Below are 20972 nucleotides of genomic sequence, written 5' to 3'. Positions count from 1 at the left end.
CGATGCGGCTCGATAGCGTACGAGGCGACCGTATCGCGAATACGGCACAACAGATTCCGGTTGCGTTCGCGAACGTCGATGCGTCGGCATGGCTCGACATCGCGCGCGTGGCACACGCGCAAGGCGGCCGGCTGATCGCGATGTGGGGCGCCGCGACCTCAGGGTCGATGCGCTCCGTCAGTGCCGCGTACGAATGCGTCGACGGCGTGCTGTGGGTGCAGTTCGTGGCGGACGGCGGCTATCCGGATCTGTCTACGCTGTTTCCTTGTGCGAGCCGCATGCAGCGCGCGATTCACGATCTGACCGGCCTGCGGGCGCATGGCGCATCGGACTGGCGTCCGTGGCTGAATCATGGCAACTGGCCCGGCGACTACTTTCCGTTGCTCAAGGAAGGGGCGGGAGTCGAGCGGTTTGAATCGTGCGAGATGAACTATCCGTTCGTGCAGGTGGCGGGCGATGGCGTGCACGAGATCGCGGTCGGGCCAATTCATGCCGGCGTGATCGAACCCGGACATTTCCGGTTCTCGGTAGTCGGCGAGAAGGTGCTGCGCCTCGAAGAGCGTCTCGGATATGTCCATCGTGGCGTCGAGCTGCTGTTCGAGCGTACGCCCGCGCTCGCAGGCCACCGTCTCGCCGGACGGATTGCCGGCGACTCGACCGTTGCATTCGCGTGGGCGTACTGCATGGCGCTCGAACAGGCGTGGCGGGTGGCGGTGCCTGCCTGTGCGCTGCGCATGCGTGCGCTGCTGCTCGAGCGGGAGCGTGTCGCGAATCATCTCGGCGATCTTGGTGCGCTTGGCAATGACGCCGGTTTCGCCTTTGGCCTCGCCCAGTTCTCGCGGCTCAAGGAGGACTGGATTCGCATGAACGAGCGCGTCTTCGGACATCGCAATCTGATGGACCGGATTGTGCCGGGCGGGGTGGCGGTGGGTATCGCGCCCGAGCACGTCGACGCGATGGGCGCTCAGTGCGGGCAGATATCTCGCGACGTGGCCGGATTGCGCCGGATCTACGACGAGCAATCCGGCCTGCAGGATCGGTTCTCCGGAACGGGGCACCTGGGCGCGGAGGTCGCCGCGCATTTCGGCGTGCGCGGGATGGCGGCTCGCGCGAGCGGACAGTCGTTCGATGTACGTGCGGCATTGGGCGTTCAACCCTACGATGCTGTGCAGATCGAGCCGGCAAGTGACACGCGCGGTGACGTCGCGGCACGTGTTGCCGTGCGCTTTGCCGAGATCGAGGAATCGCTGCGGCTGATTCAGGCCTGGCTCGCCGCGCCGGCGAATGGCCCGTTGTCGATCGCCGTGGCGCCCGGCGATTCGGCGGCACGTGGTGTGGGTTGGGTCGAGGGCTGGCGCGGAGACGTGTTCGTCGCGCTCGAGCTCGATGCACACGGCGCGATTGCGCGCTGTCATTGCCATGATCCGTCGTGGCAGAACTGGCCGGCACTCGAGCACGCGATCATCGGCAATATCGTGCCCGATTTTCCGCTGATCAATAAATCGTTCAATCTCAACTACGCGGGACACGACCTGTAATGTGGCAGCTCATTCGACGCTTCGCGAGCACCCCTTTTCCTGACGAAGCGGTCCCGCAGGCGGAATTAGCGTGGCGTCGGGAGGCACAGCGGATTCAGCAAAGCGTCCTCGACCTGATGGGACGGGCACTGTGCATCAGGCAGATTGACGCGGGCTCCTGCAATGGTTGCGAGCTGGAGATCCATGCGTTGAACAATCCGTACTACAACATCGAAGGGCTCGGGATCAAATTTGTCGCAAGCCCGCGGCACGCTGATCTGCTGCTAGTGACGGGGCCCGTGACGCTCAACATGCGGGCGGCGCTGTTGGCAGCCTACGAGGCAACGCCACATCCGAAGCTCGTTGTGGCGGCAGGAGAATGCGCATGCACAGGCGGCCTCTTCCGTGACAGTTACGCTGTATGCGGACCCCTTTCGTCCATCCTGCCGGTTGACGTGATGATCCCCGGATGCCCACCTTCGCCCGTTGATCTTCTGCGGGGCATCCTGGCGGCGTGTCAGCAGGGCGGCGTGACGGGGACGGGCGCGTGCCGTCCCCGTTGAGCAAGACTCCTTGGTAAAACGGCGTGACGACGATCGTATCGACAGTTGCCGACGTCGTAGGCAGTATCGGTCGTTGCGACCGCCATGCTGGTATCGTCGCTGCCCCAAACCTTGGTGTTGTTTGCGTCCAGATAGAGCTGATACCGGACGAATCCGCCCGGGCCGCGCATGGTTCCGTCGAAATTCTGGCCGTAGTCTGGGCCGATCTGCCAGGCCGTGCCCGGTGCGCCCTGGACACGGATGTTGGCGACCAAATAAACCCGAGAGCGGCCAGAGATTGTACGTGTTAGCGTGTGTAGGAGAACGAATGATAATGGAGACAAAAAAGTTTGATTTCGGCACCCCATTATCACGCCATCCACATCGCCACTTATCCACTTACGAATCGTTCATTTGCTCCTGACAACTCTCATCTCGTCTTACGAGCCCTTTGCTTGCGTCAGAAGTGCGTCCGTAGGCCTACCATAGCGCCAGTCTGAATGGCGCCCGTAGTGACTGTGCCGAATCCGGTGAGGCCGAGATTGGTGTGCGCCTTGTTGAAAGTCGTTCCCAGTTGCACATAGACGTCCGTGCGCTTGGACAGGAGATAACTACCGAGGACGGAAAGCATCAGCGGATTCCCCTGACCGGTATTACGATCCTCCTGGTAAAACAGGTCAGAACTGATGTTGAGGAACGGCGAGACCTGATACCTGGCGGCCACCCAATAAAGGGATGAGTAGAGATTCTGCCCCGGTTGCTTCTGTGCATAAAAACGATACGCTGCATAAAGATGCAGTGAGTTCAAGTCGAGCGACGCCGCTACGCCATAGCGCTGCGTCTTGACATCCTGCAATGCGACCGTGTTGCCGTTCTGTTGATCGAACAACAGCCCTAGCGTCCCGATGCCGTAGTTGTAGGTGGAAAAGAAACTCACCTGCTTGCCGACCCGGAACGCACCTGCAACTGGACCTGCGCCGGTCACGCTGTCGTAGCCGAAACTGTAGAGTTGTTCGACCATCAGCTTTCCGCCCAGTACGTCAAAGTTGCCGGTGTATTTAGCAGAATTGTCCGCGCGACCCACGAATGCGGGGTCGAAGGAAACGGCGGAATACAGGGCGGGGCCGACCGCGTCGAACGTGAGACCGAAGTCGTACACACCCGTTGTCTGGCGTCCCATAGTCAGTTGTCCATACGGCGAAGATATGCCTACGTACGACGACCGCCCAAACAGACGCCCCGAATTGTTGGCGGTGCCCTTGGTCGCGTCGAAGCCATTTTCGAGTACGGCGACGGCCGCATAGCCGTTGCCAAGATCCTCGCGGAGGCGCAAGCCCCAGCGGGACGTCTGAGCACCGCCCGATACCAGCGAAAAGATTGAACCGCTGCTCTTACCGCCGGCCGCAAGATTGTGGTTCGTGTATTGCATCGCTACGTCGACAATGCCATACAGCGTGACGGACGATTGCGCCGCAGCCGTTGTCGAGGCCAACGCCCCCGCGAGATATACGCCAATACAAGCTTTCTTCATTGTGAGTCTCCACTCCGTTTTGATTTATCAACTGCTCTTTCAACTAGATCTGCTTTCCGGGCGTCGCCAAAGCGATGTAATTTGGCTGGTCCGCCAGTGACGTCACCAGCATCTTCTGCCGCGGATGGACCTTCACGATAACCACCAGAATCACCGCCGCGATCAACAGATCGTTGTCAGTTCCGGTCTCGCCTTGGTTAACGCGGTTGCCAATGCACGCTGTTGGCGTGTCTTTTCGATCGTGAAGGTCGGACCGCCATTAAATACAACGATCCACTTCACGATTGCACGGCTTCTGTTTGCGAGGCTGAAAATTGACGTACTAAGCGTTGCGCTGATGTCCTTGCTTGGTCTTTCTTATCCGCCGTTCAACATCTACAGCCTGCGGAAAGCACTCTGCTATGTGCTTGTGATCGTTCTACCGCGATTGCTTATGCTGCCGTGGTCGTCTTTCCATAAGTTTGAGGTGTCGCTGCCGATTGCAGATCTGCATGCTGCTTTCCGCAATCGCGTGCTGGATCTTGAACAGAGTGAAGATTCAGAGTGCGAAATGTTCGCAGAGCAAGAAGAGAACTACACCGAATTCGAGAAAGCCGACCGGCTGTCTTCACGCTACCAAACCCAATCCGATATCTTTCGAGAGGAAATACCGATCGCGTATCTCTATCCTGCGACGACATGAAGCTCCGCCATGGCAGGAAGCAAAATGGAATCGATTCCAGCACCGCGACGATGCAGATTGCGCCGCCGACCAACAACCATTTTGACCCGCACTGCTTCCAGAACCGAGGCAATGTATTGGCGACATCAAGTTGAAGTTCCATCAACTGTCTCCTTGCACATCTTCATTTCGTGTGTTCCTATATACGGAACTGCGTTTCGATATAGAGGCCGAGTAGGCGTATTGGGCACGTCTGGTTGATTTTTGTCAAGGTAAGAGAGGGGCGGGTTACCCCTAGGATGGACAGTTTTATTGATCGCTGGATCGCGTGCATTGCGCGCTTTGGTATGAAGTTAATGAGCGATAGCGGTGCGCTATATGGAACGATTCTTTTGATTGATATATCGCAGACCTGACGATCTGGAGGCACTCCATGCCGAACGACACAACCGGGTATGGCTATGATCCTGACCCTCTGGTTGCTCGATCACGTCGTTCTCACCAGATCCGATATGGACATCGGTCCGTCAGATATCCAGCTGTTTTTTTTGCATCCGCATGCCGCGGATCGCTGAAGAGTTCTCAAGCCTCTGAGCGTTCGCCATTTGCATACGTGGCCCGGATTACGTGACGAGAGCGCTTTGTTCTTTGCTCGCCATGATGTGCATCTAAGAGATTCCCACGTCGCGCCACGCAGTTTCGCCCGGTCCGCGATTCACTTTTTTGTGTTCCTTTATAAGGAACACTGGTCAAGATAACAGAACGGATGTATGATCGGATCCACACCATGTCATCGAAGGAGATTCTCTATGAGTCACGCTTGTGCATTTGCTCACCTCTGCCACGCCGGGGACGTAGCTGAAGGTAAAGCGATCAAAGTCGAAAAGAACGGCCTTACGCTGGCCGTATTCAACATCGAAGGTGAATATTTCGTCACGAACGACACTTGCACGCATGGCCCGGGCTCGTTGTCAGAAGGCTATATCGATGGCGACACGGTGGAATGCGATTTCCACAACGGCTCGTTCAACATTAGGACCGGCGAGGCTGTCGCGCCGCCATGCATGATTCCGCTTAAGACTTACAAGACGCACGTCGAAGATGGCGTGATCGTGATTGAAACGGATGGCGAATGAGATTGACGCGCTTAGGCGTTTTGGGAAGCGCCTCGCGAACGTAGCTTTTCGGCTCTTTTCAGATTTGAACGGGTTAGGCGGCAAGAGACAGAACAAGTCGAGATGCCATCCCCACTGGAAGATCAGCAGAAGCTAATTTCTCACCTCGATATGAGTCCGGACGCTTTTCACGCCTGTCATTGCCTGATGTCGCCTCGGATCCTTCGCCTATCTGTCACCCTGCACGAATTGAGCAGTTAAGGGTGAACCTCCACCGTTCGGAGAACCGTGTGATGCTGCGATGCAGACGCGCCGAAGATAGCATTTCAAGCGCTTCGGAACGTCACGAATTTGGCGTCGACGCCATCGGCGCGGAAGTAACTCCTCCTTCTCAGCGATGAAGGAAACGACAAGGCTGCTCGCGACCGCAATACTCACACGAGCGACCTGCGAACCTGCCGCGACCGCTGTGTCTGAGTCCATCATGAAACGTCCGCCCAGCGCGGCATCTTGAATCCTGACCCCTTTCACTGCCGGTCTCCTCGATCTACGACTGTTGGGCGCACTACGTTTCTTTCGCGATCCGGCCCGAGTCGTGCCACCATTACTCTGCCACGCCTCAAAATGTTCCTGTATACAGAACTGCAGGATGTTAGAATGGACCGACGTGAGTTTCCCTCTGAAATGATGCAAAAGTGAAGCGAAGCGGAAAAGCTGAAGGGCTGGTCCGCATGTGTCTCGGGGAAAACCGCCGGAACTCGCTCCGTGGTGCAGATAGATAGAGGTTTGCGTTCCATGCTCGAGGGGCGCTACATTTTATGAGGATCGTTAAATTGAACGGCAAAAATACGCAGAACGACGAAACGGAAGAGGATGGGCCGCGCAGGCTGTCATCGGTAACGGCGGCATTGCGAGTGCTGAAGGTATTCTCGGAGCAGGAGCCCGAACTGGGCATCAGCACATTATCAAAACGTATGAACGTGGCGAAGAGCACCGCACACCGTCTATGCGCTGCGTTGCTCGCCGAAGGATTTCTGGAACAGAATCCGGATAACGGCCGTTATCGGCTCGGCCTCCAATTGTTCACGCTTGGCGGACTCGTGCGCCGACGTTTCGACGTTACGAAACAGGCGGCGCCGTTCCTGCAGGGATTGCGCCAACAAACCGACGAAAGCGTGCATCTTGCGATTCTGGATGATACGAACGTCGTTTACATGTTCAACCTCGAAAGCGAACAGGCAATCCGGATGCGCTCGTATATCGGTGTGCGAAAGCCGGCCAGCTGTACCGCGGAAGGGCATGTACTGCTCGCGTCCTGCACGCCGGATGTCGTTTCCCGTGTGATCAAGCAAGGGCTCGTTGCGCGCACACCGAAGACAAACACCGATACGCAGCTGTTTCTGAAAGCGCTTGAAGAAGTGCGACGCGACGGTTATGCGATCGACGACGAAGAATCCGAGGTAGGTATGCGTGGCATTGCTGCGCCCGTGCGTGACATTACCGGCAATGTCGTTGCAGCGATCGGTTTCGGCGGACCTGCACAGCGTCTCACGCGGAAGGCGCTGCGTGCGGCGGTGCCACACTTGATTGCCGCCGCCAACGGTATTTCCGCAACTATTGGCTATCACCCTTAAGTCGGTCGACTAAGACAGTTTATTGATTAGCAACTCCCTATTGCAGTAGGTGTGAGGTCTGCATGCACTGTCGTGCCTCGATCGCGGTTCGCCGAACCTGAAATACCTGTTCGGCGATCCACCCACCGAAGCCGCCAACTGGTATCGCAAGACGAAGCTGTTCCCGATCATGCGCACAGCCGGCATCCGCCGCACGCTTGTTGCACGGCATCCGTGATTACCGATGTCGGTGATGAAAGCCTTCGACAAATCGAAAGCGATCGCGAATTGATGGGCGACGATTCGTGCTCGTACGGCTTAGCTTCGAACGAGCACGCGTTAAACCGGTTCGTGGCGCAGCAACACGCAGAAGGACTGTCGGGACGCTGGCTGGAAGCGAAAGACCTCTTTCGTCCCGCGAGACTCGAAAGCCTCAGCGTTTAATCGGTCATCGAGACCGGTCGAGGATTATTCCGGCGCCAACGAGATGGTTAGCCTGACCGAAACGGCCCGATCGGCTTACGCAGATCGGGCCGTCTCCTTTTGGGGGCAGTCATCACGGGCACCGTCGCGTTGATCGGAATCGATCTGAGCAAGCACTGCTTCTTCCTGCATGCACAGGACATCCGTTCCAGACAAATCAGACTGGAACAATGATGTTCCGATATATAGAACGATGTTCCTTTTCGTAAAATTGGGCTATAGTCCATCGGACTGAATCCAGTGCGCGACACGACCAGAAATTCCGTTGCCGGCGTCACTGAACCCTGACTTGTATACGCGGAAGAGGAAAGCGAATCGATGTGCGCCCTGACACACAACCTGACCTTGGAAGGAACCGACGTCCAGTTCTCCTGTCACTCCGACGATACCGTCCTGCGCTCCGCATTGCGGGCCGGTATTGCGTTTCCGTATGAATGCAACGTCGGTTCGTGCGGCAACTGCAAGTTTCAGTTGATTGAAGGCGAGCTCGGCCAGAACTGGCCCGAGGCGCCCGGCTGGACGGACAAAGATCGCGATCGCGCCCGCTTTCTGGGCTGCCAGTCGGTGCCTCTTCGTGACTCCACGATCAAGGTCAGGACGTCGGTGCAGTACACGCCGGTCCACTCGCCGCGGCATGTGTCGGCGACCTTGGCGGAACGCCGTGATATCACGCACGACATCTGCGAATTTCGTTTTGCGATCGACGCTCCGATGCCATTCGAGCCCGGCCAGTACGCGTTGCTGACGCTGCCTGGAGTAACGGGGGTTCGTGCATACTCGATGAGCAATATTGCCGATCCCGCCTCGCCGTCGCTGCACTTTCAGGTGCGCCGTGTGCCTGGCGGCAAGGGCAGCAGTGCGCTGTTCGACGCTATGCAACTCGGCGAGCGCGTTGAGATCGACGGTCCTTACGGCCATGCGTGGCTGCGTCGCGAAGTAAAGCGCGACATCGTTTGTCTCGCCGGCGGTTCCGGTCTTGCGCCGATGATCTCGATTGCGCGCGGCATGGCCGCCGATCCTGCCCTGTGCGATGTCAATCTGCATTTCCTCTATGGCGGCCGCAGCGACAAGGACCTGTGCGGCAAGGACATGGTCGAGGCACTCCCGGGCTTCGGCGAGCGGATTCGCTATTACGCGGCGGTTTCGGCGCCCGAGGTGTACGAAGGCGGGCAACGCGGTGTGGCGGCCATCGCCGTGGATCACATCGGGTTCGTTCACGAGTTGGCCGACGTGTTGTTGGGTGAACGCCTGCGCAACATGGAGATCTACTTCGCGGGACCGTCGGCGATGGGTACCGCGGTGCAACAGATGCTGCTCGCACGTCAGGTGCCGTTTGATCGCGTGCATTTCGATCAGTTCTATTGACACCTGCGCAGGCGGCGGCGTTCGCGTGGGCGCCGCCCGGCGACCCGCTTGAACACAAAACCGGAGTTAGGAGACGAATCCGATGGACCGAGTACGAAACGCTGAAGCTCCCGTGAAGGAAAGCGACACCAGTATGGTCTGGTCAGACGCTCGGCTGCTCGGCTTCACTCCGATGGACGACGTTCACGAGGAATTCTACAAAGTCGCGCTGGGGCTGGTGACCTGCACCGAATTGAGTGCTATGGCCGCAATTGAGGAGTTCGAGAAGCACGCTGTCAGCCATTTCGAGGAGGAGGATGAGTGGATGCGCACGACGAACTTCCCGCCGCGTGACTGCCATATCGATGAGCACGCCGCCGTACTGAAGTCCGTTCGCGCTGTAAAGGCAGCAGTCGAGCAGGGGCAGGCAGGGAGCGACGAGGTGCGCGATATCGGGTTGCATCTGTTCAGTTGGTTTCCAGGGCACGCGGATTACCTCGACTCGGCACTGGCGGCATGGATGACAAAGCAGGCAATGGGTGGGAAGCCCATTGTGTTTCGGCGCACGGTCTGAGGTTCTGATTCCGGGGCCAGGTTTGAGTGGTATCGACCCAATGTCACGGCCAGATAGAGAGTCGAAGCGTAGATAAGTATGACGGAAGGGTGTTTCGCCGCGCGCGAGGATGTACCGGCCTGACAAGACGCGCGCTGAGTTCTATTGAGCAACGCAGCGACGGTTCCTATAACCGTGGGTAATGACAGGCGGGAAAAAGACCATAAGACATGAGTCCTTGAGCGGCGTACTCTAGCTTGCCAATGAATTGGCGCAAGGGGAGCCGACCCCTTGGATCTAAATATTGGTGCAGAAGTGATAAGAATTCTGTGCCCAGGAGGAGCAAATGTTTAATAACGATCGCGTCGAGATCAGTGCGCTCATCGACGAGACAGGTCTAACGAAATTCAATATCGGTCTCACGGTATTTGGTTTTTTCGTCATGCTATTCGATGGCTACGATGTGAGTTCACTGGCGTTCGCCGGCCCAAGCATTATCAAAACCTGGCATCTGGCAAACAAGGCGGTCTTAGGTCCGATTTTCAGCGCGAGCCTGTTCGGCATGATGTTCGGTGCGACGATCCTGGGCTGGATTGGCGACCGCGCTGGACGAAAGATTGCAGTTGCCGCAGCCTGCTTGATCATGGGTGTCGCAAGCATGGCCTGTTCGATGTCGACGGAGCTGTGGCAGCTCGTCGTCCTTCGGTTCGTGACAGGCCTCGGGATGGGCGGTCTTGCGCCCAATATGATCTCGTTGGTTGCCGAATATGCTCCCAAGCGGTTCAGGGCGACAATGGTTATCTGCATGTACACGGGTATCACGTTTGGTGGTGCCGTGGTTGGCGCAATCGCAGCGGGGCTGGTTGCCGCCTATGGTTGGCAGGTGCTGTTTTTCATCGGGGGCGCTGGACCGCTGGTCATGGCGCTGCTCGTAGCATTGTTCATGCCGGAGTCGATCAAGTTCCTGGCGGCGCACCGGAGTGGTCAGCGCCGTATCGCTGCCCTGGTTTCCCGTTTTGCTAAAACTAGATTTCACCCAGGCACGACGTTCTATCTCGTCGATGAAGCGGCAGACGGACCGGCCAAGCGGATCATCTCGCCCGCATTCCTTTTTTCCAAGGGTCTCGTCCTCGCGACATTGTCGTTGTGGATCTGTATGGCGGGGGGGCTGATGGGCTACTATTTCCTCATGAACTGGACGCCGATTCTGTTCGAACAGGCACATGTCGCGCCATCGGTGGCGGCTCTCGCAACCTCGATCTTCCAGATCGGCGGCACAGTGGGAGGTCTCAGCCTGAGCCGGCTGATCGACCGGCGAGGCGTTGGCGCAATTGCGGTACTGTTCCTGGCGGCGGTCCCGATCATTGGTAGTGTTGGTCTCTTGACGGGATCGAAGCCGTTGCTATTCGCGGGGATGTTCCTTGCCGGCTTCTGTGCACTCGGCATCCAGTTTGGTATCAATGCGATCGCGTCGATCGTCTACCCCACTTATTGCCGCACGTATGCCATGGGTTGGGCGTTTGCTGTGGGACGTGTCGGTGCCATCGTTGGTCCGGTGGTAGGCGGTTTGATCGTGGGACTCGATATCCCAATCCACGTTATCTTTGGCGTCGCCGCTTTCCCGTTCGTGATCGGTCTAATCGGCAGCATCATGCTGGGGCGTGCTTATTCGACGATGGCCGCAAGCGGCCACTTATCGGGCGGTAATGTCGAGATGACCTCCGCGATAAGCTGCTCGAACTGAACCGGGCTACGCATCACGCGGTGTTGTTTGAGATCCATCCTTGGGGAACGGTGGACGAGCAGGAGGAGATGACGACTCTGCAATTGTATTGGCAACGGATGAGTATTCGATCATCGCCGCTCGACTGCGTATAGACACCGTTCTCGCTGGAAACTTCTCAATGAACTTAAAGGAAGCGCCGCAGCCCATACGGCGCGTACTGTTTTTTTGCATTGTCGCGATGGCGCTCATGATGATGGCGATCGATTCCACCATCGTGGCGACCGCCTTGCATGCCCTCCAGCATGATCTGAACGCGTCGATCAATTGGGCGGCCTGGACCATGACCGCCTATTCGTTCGGCTTTGTGCTCATGCTGCCTGTCACGGGTAAGCTGAGTGAACAGTATGGCCGGCGCCGGGTTTTTCTCTGGTCCGTTTCAGCGTTCACCATTGCGTCGCTGCTGTGCGGATTGGCCAACAACATCTACGTGCTGGTTTTCCTGCGTGCGCTGCAGGCAGCAGGGGGAGCGGGGTTCACGCCCTCGGCGACGGGGCTGATCATTGATTACTTCGGCGACGTCCGTGATCGCGCCGTGAGCCTCTTTGGTAGCATCTTTCCCATCGGTGCGCTGATCGGCCCGATTTTTGGCGGCCTATTCGTGACTTACTGGAGCTGGCGCGGCATTTTCTTTGTGAATGTCCCGATCGGGCTCGCTTCGATCTTGCTTGCGCGCCGTTTCATTCCCGCCGATCCGATCGTGCGTCGCCCCGATACGAGCCGGCCAGGACTGGACTGCCCAGGCATGGCGCTACTGGGCGTTGGCCTGTTCGCTGCCATGCTGGCAGTGAGCATCCTGGGTGAATCCGGTATCTCCCCATGGTCAGTTTCGTTTGTGGCCTGCGTGGTGGTTGCCGCCGTGGCACTGTGGCTCTTCGCTCGCCATATCCATCGCACGGCGTCGCCTTTCATCGATCCGATGCTGATTCATGGGCCGAACTTCGGTGTCGTCAATGGGGTGAATGTCATTTATGGCGGCATGCGTGCGGGCATCGTGGCACTGCTTCCGCTGTATGCATCGAGTCGTTACGGCATTGGCGCCTTGGCTTCCGGCACCTTGCTGGTTGCGCAAGGCGTGGCGACCATTGCGCTTTCCCTGATTGCCGCGCTGGCTCTGCGGCGAACTGGGCACCGGTTGCCCGTGTATGTGGGCGGGACGGTCATGGGCATCGGCGTGGCGTTGCTGGCGGCGCACCCGATGGGCGGATTCTCTGCCTACACGTGGCTGGCCGGGGCGGCGTTTCTCATCGGCGCCGGCGGCGGCGGGTTGAATCCAGCTACCCGAAATGCCGGCCTGCAGCTTGCACCTCAAAGCTCGTCTACCCTCGCGTCGATCCGGACGATGTCGCTGCAAGTTGGGCAGATCACGACGGTTTCCGTGGTCACGGCCATCCTGACTCGTGTTTCCAACCCCAGTCATACGCAGGCGCTGCTCTATGTGCTTTCGGCACTCATCTTTGTGGCGGCCTTGGCGCTGGTGGGACGGATCCCTGAGCATAAGGGCGCCTGGTGACGTGGGAAGTCTGGAGGACACTGTGCGAAACGCCTTGGAGTGCCGTTCGTTGACGCCACAGGGCTGCAGTGCATTTTTTAATGGACTGGCGGCGAGCGGAAGCCGGTAACGCCGGTGCAACGTTCCACGGTAGTAACGTCGATTCGATTGACCGCATGATCGGCAATGCGGTCGAGTACGTGATACAGGTAGGCTCGGGATCGAGCCCATTCAGACGGCCCGAACCGATCAGGCCATCCATGGCAGCGACCCTTGCACCGCCGGAGTCTGCGCCCGCAACCAGATAATTCCGGCGGCCGATGGCGACTCCGCGCAGCACACGCTCGGCGACTTGGTTATCGATCTCAGCGCACCTGTCGTCGCAGTCAAAGACGAGCGCCGATCAGCGATTGTCACCTCGCGACTCACGGCCTCATCCGCCGGCTCACACAGATTAACCACCGATTGCCGGCCGTCAGCAGAGACGTTGAGACCTGCACGCACCAAGGTTCCAAGGCCAAACAGCGCGATTCCACGACAGTACTTTTGCGTCTCTTCGTTCTGTCCGAGAAGGCCTTCGGATGTCAGCGCCTGGACCACGCGATCTGCAGTTGCTTTCGACATGCCCCAGCGCTTCCCCCTCGTGTTAATGCCGCTTTCGGGTCGCTTCTCGCCGCATTGTCGATTCCATCCTTGACTTGTCTATGCCGTAGGAAGACAATCTTCTTTATAGAGAACGGCGTTCCAAATAAAGGAACTCAAGAAATCAGAAATTCGAAAGTGGGATGCTCTAAGCCGTCGGCGTGTGTCGTTGGCGGCACGCACTCTTTTCATGCTCAGGAGAAGAAATGCTCAGGAAGGAACAAAACGATTTTGTGACGCAGACCGGCCCCGGTACGCCGATGGGCAATCTGTTTCGTAGCTATTGGATCCCGGCGCTGATGGCCGAGGAACTGCCGGAGGCCGACTGTCCGCCCGTGAGGGTCAAGCTGTTGTCGGAGCGTTTGCTGGCCTTTCGGGATAGCGAAGGCAAGCTTGGTTTGATCGACGAATTCTGCGCCCATCGAGGTGTTTCGCTCTGGTTCGGGCGCACCGAGGAAGGCGGTATCCGGTGCCCCTATCATGGCTGGAAATACGATGTGTCCGGTCAGTGTGTCGACGTGCCGTCGGAGCCTGCGGAAAATGGCTTTTCCCAACGCATCAAGCTCAATTCTTATCCCTTGATCGAGAAGGGTGGCGTCCTCTGGACCTATATGGGCGACCCGGCCAGGCAGCCGCCGCTACCGGAGTATGAATTCGCGAGCGTGCCGCTCAGCCAAAGCTTCATTTCCAAGCGCTTTCAGGAGTGCAACTGGTTGCAGGCGATGGAGGGCGGCATCGATTCCGCTCACGTTGCCTGGTTGCATCGCGCCGATATCAACGAGGATCCGTTGGTGTCGGGTGCTCCGGGCAACAAGTACAACACCAGCGATCTGCAGCCTGTCTTCGAGGTCGCGGAATCCCCCGGCGGTCTCTATATCGGCGTGCGTCGTAACGCGGAGGACGATCGATACTATTGGCGTGTCACGCCTTGGGTCATGCCTTGCTTCACTGGCGTACCGCCGCGCGGCGACCATCCGATCCATGGCCACTTCTGGATCCCGATCGACGACCATCAGTGCTGGGCGTGGAGTTACGACTTCCATCCTCAGCGTGACCTCACCGACCGCGAGCGCCAACTGATGAAGGACGGCAATGGCATCCACGTGACCTACGTCCCTGGCACCTACATCCCGGCTTCGAACAAGAGCAACAACTACCGCATCGACCGTGAGGCTCAGCGTTCCAATCGGACCATGAGCGGCATCTGGGGCGTGGGCTTCCAGGATGCTGCTTTGCAGGAAAGCATGGGGCCGATCTGCGATCGGACGAAGGAGAACCTCGCCGGCACCGACAACGGCATCATCATGGCGCGTCACCGCCTCATGAAGGCCGCCAAGGCGCTGGCCGAGAAGGGTGTGACGCCGCCCGGTGTTGATCCGGCTCACCATCGTGTGCGCCAGGCGACCTTCTTCCTGAAGCGCGACGAGTCCTTCGCCGAGAAGGTCATGGACACCATGCCCCATGAACTGGGCGCACCTCTGATTACGGTTTGATTGGTATGGGCGATCCAACTGTTCTTGCCGCCGTAGCGGTGGCACCGGGCGTCACGGCATTGCGCGAATTGCCAAGGCCGACGCTCAACTCGGTCTCAGGGTTGCTCGAAGTCGAGGTGACCGGCGTCTGTGGCAGCGATTGGGGCTTCTACGACCAGTATGTCCGCGCTCGCGGCCCATTGGTGATCGGGCATGAGACCGTTGGCCGTATCGCTGAGGCGGGGCGCGATGCGCTGGCGGCCTGGGGCGTCAAGGAAGGGGACCGTTTGGTGCTGGAGGAGTACATCCCCTGTGGCCACTGCGAATTCTGCCGCGCGGGTGAATTCCGTCATTGCAAGATGACGGAATGGCGCTCGGGCGGCCTGCGCTACGGCGCCACCGAGCTCAATCGTGCGCCGGGCCTTTGGGGCGGCTTCGCTCAATATCAGTACCTTCATCCGAACACCGTCTTTCATCGGGTGCCGGATGATCTGGAAGGGCGCTACGCGGCCCTGGCGCTCCCCGTCGCTAACGGTATCGAGTGGACCCGCCTCCAGGGCAACGCTGGGCCAGGCGATATCGTCGTCGTGCAGGGGCCTGGTCAGCAGGGACTGGCGTGCGTGATAGCGGCCAGGGCCGCAGGGGTGGCCATGATCATCGTGACAGGCTTGTCCAACGACAACGATCGTGAGCGCCTCAGGTTCGCCCGCATGCTGGGGGCCGATCATACGATCGAGATTGGCAAGGACGATCTGCTCGAAACCCTCGCCGAGATAACGAACGGCCGTATGGCCGATTTGGTCCTCGAGTGCACGGGTGCGGAGGCGGCGGTGAATTCGGCATTCCAGATCGTGCGGAAAACCGGACGTGTCGTGTTGGGCGGCCATCTGTCGAAGCCGATGGAATCTTTCAACCTCAACCAGATCGTCAACAAATTCCTGACCGTGCGCGGCATGCGGGGCCACAGCTACCAGTCGGTGGAACTGGCGTTGGGCATGATCCAGCGCAACGAACACAACGTTCGCGAGATGAGCACGAAAATTTTTCCCCTCGAGGCCACGGACGCTGCGATTCGCGCTCAGGCTTCCCTCGGCCCCGAGCCGGTCATCCATTGCTGCGTGGACCCGTGGGCATGAGCGTCTCTTCCGATTACAGCCTCAGCGAATGCGCACGCGTGACGAGTGCCTACGAATCGCGCTTTCGCGTGCAAGAACCCAATTCGTCGAAACGCCGCATCGGCGTCGTCGCTCTCGGTCATCTAAGCGGCCGCGCGATCGAGGAGATTGCTGATCGTTCGGGGCCTTGGGTGAAATTGTTCGTGGCGCGGGAACGAGGGTTGTCGGCGGGAAAGCCGACCATCCAACCCGAGCTCCATCTCACGCATTTTGATGGCGCGCCGATCACTCCCGAGGACCTTATCAGGACCGTCGACGCCGTGATTCTGGTGGCATCGGCACATGATGTCGATAGCGGCGTCGCCCAAGCCATCGTGGACGCAGGCCGGCCGATGCGCCGCTCGATGATGGCGGTGATCCTGTCGGAGCAGGGGCACGGTGACGAGCTGCGCGACAACTTCACCCAGCTTCGGCCGCACATGCATATGCTCGTCGTAACAAACGAGTCCAGTTATCTCGACACCTTGCTGACATCGTTCGGCGTTTAACCATTCAAGGCTTTTCCCATGACATCCAGTAAGTTCGATCTCAGCCTTGCCATTTCGGATAACGAACGAACGCGTCCGATCATCGACGGCCTGGTCGATGTCGACGGGATCCGGTTGCTGAGCACCGTGCTGCACCCTTCGGAGATGTTCTGGCGCCAACTCAAGTTTGCCGAATTCGACGTCTCGGAGATGTCGTTGGCATCGTTGTTCATTGCGGCATCGCGGGGCGACTTCCGCTGGGTTGCGATTCCGGTTTTCACCATGCGTCGCTTCTTCCACACGCTTGCCTTTGTCCGCGATGACCGCGGCATCGAAGGGCCGGCCGATCTCAAGGGCAAGCGCGTCGGCGTGCCCGAATACCAGCAGACGTCGGCCGTCTGGTCGCGGGGCATCTTCCAACATGCGTTCGGTCTCGATCCGCGCGATGTCGAATGGCACATGGAACGGATGCCCGATATGAGCCACGGCGGTGCGACTGGCTTCCAACCGCCGGCCGGAATCAAGCTCGAGCGCATCCCGCCGGAAAAGAACATCGGCTCGATGTTGGCATCCGGCGAACTGGATGCGACGGTGCTTTATCTGAATGAACCGAACCTGATCGATCGCAGCCGCATGGACCTCGCATCGGTGAAGGTCATTCGGCCGCTGTTCCGCGATGTCGTGGCCGAGAGGCGCCGGTATCTTCGGGAGACCGGCATCTATCCGATCAATCACACCTTGGTGATGCGGCGCGAGTTGCTGGAGCGTCACCCCTGGATTGCGCTCAATCTGCAGACGGCCTTCCAGAAGGCGAAGGACCTCGTGTTCCGCCAGACGTGGGGTGCGATGCAGCCGTGGATCGAGGCCGGCAATGTAAATGCCGCGGACAACCTGCGTCAGCCGCCTGATCCCATGCCTTATGGCGTCAAGGCCGCGCGTCCGGTTCTGGAGGCAATTGCGCAGTACCTCCACGAGCAAGGGCTGACTTTGTCGCGTGTCGATATCGACTCGGTTTTCGCGCCGAGCACGTTGGATATCTGACGAATTCAATCAGGTGGCTGATATCACCGTCCTGTATCAGGGAGTAGTGGGGAGGGAATACGTGATGAACAGGCAAATCGATCTCGAGGCTATGCCGATGGGAACCTACGCCAATTGTGGCCGGCGTGCTCAGCAGGCGCTGCGCTTTAATCGCTTCTGCTACGACTTTCGCTTTCCCGAGAACCGTGAGGCCTTCAAGACAGATCCCGAAGCGGCGATGGCGAGGTATGAACTGGACGAGACAGATCGGGAGCTGGTGCGCCAGCGTGACTGGCTTGGGTTGGTTCGGCGTGGTGGAAATGTTTTCGTGCTGCTGCGCTTGTCACAGCTCTGCGGCCAAAATCTGACCGAGACCGGCGCGCAAATGCGCGGCGAGACCTTGGAGCAATATCTGGCCTCGCGCCAGGTGACGAAGGGGACCTGACGTATGGGACGCATTATCGGCGGGCTAGGCTCGCCTCACGCGCCGTCGATCGGTGCGTTGATCGACAAGGGCGATTGGGATTCTCCCGATTGGAAGAAGCTGATGGACGGCTATAAGCCGATGCAGGCGTGGCTATCAGATCGCAAGCCGGACGCAGCTATCCTGATCTACAACGACCACGTCACGAGCTTTTTCTTCGACACCTATCCGACATTCGCGCTCTCGATCGCGGCAGAGCATCGAATCGCGGATGAAGGTTTTGGCCCTCGGCCGCTGGCGCCAATCCCAGGCAATAGCGAATTTGCGTGGCATGTCGCCCATAGCCTGGTCGACGACGAATTCGACATCACGCTCTGCCACGACATGCCGCTCGATCACGGTGCGTTGACGCCAGCTTCGGCGCTCTGGCCCGACCGGTCGCAGCCCTGGCCGTGTCCGATCCTGCCGATCGCGGTCAACGTGCTGCAGTTCCCCGTGCCATCGCCGCGCCGGCTGTGGCGCCTGGGACAGGCACTGCGCCGCGCGGTCGAGAGCTATCCGGGTGATTTTGACGTGGTTGTGCTCGGCACTGGAGGGCTCTCGCACCAGCTTCATGGCGAGCGCTTCGGCTACAAGAACTACGAATGGGATATGGAATTCCTCGATCTGCTGGAATCCGATCCGGAGAAACTGGCCTCGCTCAGGCTGCAGGACTTCATCGACCGAGGCGGAGCTGAAGGTTCCGAGGTCATCATGTGGCTGGCGATGCGCGGAGCGCTGTCGCCCCTGGTTCGCTGCGTCCATCGCAACTATCACGGACCGCTCCATACGGGCTTTGCCCAGGTCATCTATGAGGAAATTGCGCATGTCTGATCGCACGCCTTATCTCTTGCCCGTCCTTCTGAGCGATGCGTCGGTGTGGGAGCGACAAAAGCGAGATCTGGCCGCTATGCCGACTATTTGCATCGCGCATTTCCCGGCTTTGACTGCCTGACGACGATGGCGAAGGACGTCCTACCTCAGGGGCCCGAGCGTGTCCCGTTGTTCGCCCACTCTCGAAGCTGGTGTCCCCAATTGGGAGAGCTCTAACAATGGCCGAGCGTCGAATCACGCCAATCCTTTTGATCACCGGTTTCCTCGGAAGCGGCAAGACCACGTTGCTGGCCCAATGGTTACGTTCGCCGGCCCTCTCGGGGGCCCAGGCAATCGTCAATGAATTTGGCGAAGTCGGCATCGACGATCGATTACTCCAGAGCTCAAGCGAGCAAACGGTGTTGCTTGAAAACGGCTGTGCCTGCTGCACCGCAGGCGAAGACCTGGCGGCGACGCTCGAGCGCATCTTCTGGCAGCAATTGAACCGCGATATTCCACCGCTGTCCTGGGTGCTGATCGAGACGACCGGGGTCGCTGATCCAGGACCGATCCTGGACATGTTGGCTCGAGATCCGTTGCTGTCGGAGCGCTATCGCATCGCCGGAACGGTGACGATGCTCGACGCGCGCCACGGGCCGGCGCTGGTGGCGACACATGAGGAGTGCCGCCACCAGATCGAGCAAGCATCCTTGATGGTTGTCACGAAAACCGATCTCTCGACTGCCAAAGAGATTGCGGATACGGAAGCGGTGATCCGGAGATTGTCGCCGAATGTCCCCATCTTGAAGTCGGCCAAGGCCTCGCTGCCGATCGAAGTGGTGCTGGAGCTTTTGGCTGTTCCATTGGAAGCATCACCACAGAGGCATCGTGGGCATGAGGCACATGACCACGACCATCACGTACATGACCACGCCGCGACGATCGACAGCGCGTTTCTCGGCTTGCCCGACATCGTCGACATCGAACGGATCGCGCCTGTGCTAATTCAGGCTGGGCACCGTTTTGGGCCGGCACTTCTGCGTCTCAAAGGCATCGTCATGGCGCGTGACGGCTTGTACGGCATCCAGCTCGACCCAGGGCGGGGAGGGGTCGAGGTATCGGCTCTATTCCCTACCGCGTCCAAAACACCGCTCCGTCCAGGCCTCACCATCATCACGCGAAGCGTGGCCGCGGCGACGATTGCGGCGTTGGTGGCTTGCTGCACGGTGAATCCCGGCACCGCACAAGTCGGAGCCGAAGGAGAGGCCAAATGAGCGACCCTTTGCCCGCTGCGCAGCCAGTCGTCGCGACGAGCCGACGCTTTCTCGACCAGCGTTTGCGCATGCAAATGTTGCGTCTGGTCGACGCCGTGGAAGCGCAGCGGAGTCTACTCAAAGCGTCCGCGGTGCTGTGTGTTACGCAGCCCGCTCTCACGAAGAGCATCCAGGAGCTGGAAAGCATCCTGCAGGTGCGGCTGTTTGATCGGCATTCGCGCGGCATGATCCCGACTGAAGCAGGCTTGCGGTTTGCCCGTGCTGCCCGGCGTATCCTCGCCGATATTCGCCACCTCGACGAGGAACTTGACGAGCTTGCTAACCCAAGTTTCGGCTCGATCACGCTTGGCGCCTTGCCCGTGGCTGCTTCTGGCGTGTTGCCAGGTGCTCTGACCCGGCTGAAGCTGTCTAATCCAAACATCAAGATTCGATTGCATCAGGGCAGTACAGAGCAGTTGCTGCCGCTGCTCGCCGCCAATGAGATCGAGATCGTCGTCGGCAGGCTTTACCAGCCTGTGATGCCGGATGATTTTACGCGTGAGACCTTATGGCACGAACCGCTGTCGATTTGCGCGCGAAGCGATCATCCGCTTTTTTCGCTCCCCTTGGTCACGATCGACGATTTGAAGCGGTACGAACTGATTTTGCCATCGCTTGGTCAGCGCATGGGACAAGAAATCAGCGATCTCGTGTCGAAACTGCGGCTTCGCTCCGAGCGGGCGACGCATTCGAGTTCGCATGGTTTCATCCGTGAGATTCTTCACGCAACCGAACTTATCGCCATCACGCCACGGCTCATGATGGCGGGCGACCTGGCGCGAGGCACGCTCGGTATCGTGCCGGTTCATATCGGCTCACCCGAACGGCCGGCAGGCCTTATCACCGTTACCGGGCGTGAGCTAACGCCAACTTGCCAAACCTTCGTGGGTCAGCTCCACGGCTATGTGGCTGAAATAGTCGAACGGAGTATCGGACCCATGAATAGCTCAGGTTAACGTGTAGCGAGAAAACT

General features: G+C 59.0%; 19 protein-coding genes and 1 pseudogene. 17 read left to right on the top strand and 3 right to left on the bottom strand.

Features of this window, described 5'->3' with window-relative positions:
- Positions 1-2 precede the first annotated feature (2 nt).
- Entirely contained in the window at positions 3-1538 is a 1536-nt protein-coding gene (locus CI15_RS20710) for a hydrogenase large subunit (protein WP_062130380.1), read from the top strand.
- Positions 1538-2080 (top strand): NADH-quinone oxidoreductase subunit B family protein, encoded by a 543-nt coding sequence (locus CI15_RS20705; RefSeq protein ID WP_062130378.1) that lies wholly within the window; start codon positions 1538-1540, stop codon positions 2078-2080. The genes CI15_RS20710 and CI15_RS20705 overlap by 1 nt, the downstream gene beginning before the upstream one ends.
- On the opposite strand, the gene CI15_RS35575 is transcribed toward CI15_RS20705, so the two are convergent.
- Positions 2035-2427: a spore coat protein U domain-containing protein gene (locus tag CI15_RS35575; protein ID WP_241495882.1), complete on the bottom strand. Its 393-nt coding sequence runs from the start codon at positions 2425-2427 to the stop codon at positions 2035-2037. The genes CI15_RS20705 and CI15_RS35575 overlap by 46 nt on opposite strands.
- Before the next feature lie 92 nt (positions 2428-2519).
- On the bottom strand, positions 2520-3590 hold the full coding sequence (locus CI15_RS20700) for a porin (RefSeq protein ID WP_063910553.1): 1071 nt from the start codon (positions 3588-3590) through the stop codon (positions 2520-2522).
- A gap of 124 nt (positions 3591-3714) precedes the next feature.
- Here CI15_RS20700 and CI15_RS36615 point away from each other — a divergent pair, with 124 nt between their 5' ends.
- The 7 genes from CI15_RS36615 (at position 3715) to CI15_RS20660 (ending at position 12655) form a co-directional block, all read left to right on the top strand.
- A complete protein-coding gene (locus tag CI15_RS36615; protein ID WP_153041158.1) occupies positions 3715-4272 on the top strand; it encodes a hypothetical protein in 558 nt (185 codons plus the stop codon).
- A gap of 788 nt (positions 4273-5060) precedes the next feature.
- Positions 5061-5387 (top strand): non-heme iron oxygenase ferredoxin subunit, encoded by a 327-nt coding sequence (locus CI15_RS20690; RefSeq protein WP_062130372.1) that lies wholly within the window; start codon positions 5061-5063, stop codon positions 5385-5387.
- A gap of 812 nt (positions 5388-6199) precedes the next feature.
- Complete coding sequence (locus tag CI15_RS20685; RefSeq protein WP_241495878.1) at positions 6200-7000, top strand: IclR family transcriptional regulator; 801 nt, start codon at positions 6200-6202, stop codon at positions 6998-7000.
- 780 nt (positions 7001-7780) lie between these two features.
- On the top strand, positions 7781-8827 hold the full coding sequence (locus CI15_RS20675) for a 2Fe-2S iron-sulfur cluster-binding protein (protein ID WP_062130365.1): 1047 nt from the start codon (positions 7781-7783) through the stop codon (positions 8825-8827).
- A gap of 82 nt (positions 8828-8909) precedes the next feature.
- Positions 8910-9380 carry a bacteriohemerythrin gene (locus CI15_RS20670; RefSeq protein ID WP_062130363.1) on the top strand — a complete coding sequence of 157 codons (471 nt, stop codon included), beginning with the start codon at positions 8910-8912 and terminating at the stop codon, positions 9378-9380.
- A gap of 325 nt (positions 9381-9705) precedes the next feature.
- Positions 9706-11103, top strand: coding sequence for an MFS transporter (locus tag CI15_RS20665; protein ID WP_062130361.1), 1398 nt, complete (start codon positions 9706-9708; stop codon positions 11101-11103).
- 160 nt (positions 11104-11263) lie between these two features.
- The gene (locus CI15_RS20660; RefSeq protein WP_062130359.1) at positions 11264-12655 is read left to right on the top strand and encodes an MFS transporter; all 1392 of its coding nucleotides are present in this window, start codon (positions 11264-11266) and stop codon (positions 12653-12655) included.
- Between the two features lie 76 nt (positions 12656-12731).
- On the opposite strand, the pseudogene CI15_RS36610 reads toward CI15_RS20660, so the two are convergent.
- Positions 12732-13034 (bottom strand): annotated as a pseudogene (locus CI15_RS36610) (transposase domain-containing protein); the annotation flags it as partial.
- 448 nt (positions 13035-13482) lie between these two features.
- On the opposite strand from CI15_RS36610, the gene CI15_RS20655 reads away from it, so the two are divergent.
- The 8 genes from CI15_RS20655 to CI15_RS20620 all read left to right on the top strand — a co-directional run bounded on the left by CI15_RS20655 (position 13483) and on the right by CI15_RS20620 (position 20955).
- Complete coding sequence (locus CI15_RS20655; RefSeq protein WP_062130357.1) at positions 13483-14769, top strand: aromatic ring-hydroxylating dioxygenase subunit alpha; 1287 nt, start codon at positions 13483-13485, stop codon at positions 14767-14769.
- Between the two features lie 5 nt (positions 14770-14774).
- A complete protein-coding gene (locus CI15_RS20650) occupies positions 14775-15884 on the top strand; it encodes a zinc-dependent alcohol dehydrogenase (RefSeq protein ID WP_062130355.1) in 1110 nt (369 codons plus the stop codon).
- Positions 15881-16411, top strand: coding sequence for a hypothetical protein (locus CI15_RS20645; RefSeq protein ID WP_062130353.1), 531 nt, complete (start codon positions 15881-15883; stop codon positions 16409-16411). The genes CI15_RS20650 and CI15_RS20645 overlap by 4 nt, the downstream gene beginning before the upstream one ends.
- An 18-nt stretch (positions 16412-16429) precedes the next feature.
- Positions 16430-17431: a substrate-binding domain-containing protein gene (locus tag CI15_RS20640; protein WP_062130351.1), complete on the top strand. Its 1002-nt coding sequence runs from the start codon at positions 16430-16432 to the stop codon at positions 17429-17431.
- 64 nt (positions 17432-17495) lie between these two features.
- Complete coding sequence (locus CI15_RS20635; protein WP_063910558.1) at positions 17496-17855, top strand: hypothetical protein; 360 nt, start codon at positions 17496-17498, stop codon at positions 17853-17855.
- 3 nt (positions 17856-17858) lie between these two features.
- A complete protein-coding gene (locus CI15_RS20630) occupies positions 17859-18707 on the top strand; it encodes a class III extradiol dioxygenase family protein (protein WP_062130347.1) in 849 nt (282 codons plus the stop codon).
- A 218-nt stretch (positions 18708-18925) separates the two neighbouring features.
- Positions 18926-19960, top strand: coding sequence for a CobW family GTP-binding protein (locus tag CI15_RS20625; protein ID WP_062130345.1), 1035 nt, complete (start codon positions 18926-18928; stop codon positions 19958-19960).
- Complete coding sequence (locus CI15_RS20620) at positions 19957-20955, top strand: LysR family transcriptional regulator (RefSeq protein WP_062130343.1); 999 nt, start codon at positions 19957-19959, stop codon at positions 20953-20955. The genes CI15_RS20625 and CI15_RS20620 overlap by 4 nt, the downstream gene beginning before the upstream one ends.
- Positions 20956-20972: the final 17 nt, after the last annotated feature.

Source organism: Paraburkholderia monticola, from assembly GCF_001580545.1.
GTDB classification, from domain to species: domain Bacteria; phylum Pseudomonadota; class Gammaproteobacteria; order Burkholderiales; family Burkholderiaceae; genus Paraburkholderia; species Paraburkholderia monticola.
This window is presented reverse-complemented; position numbering and strand designations above follow the sequence as displayed.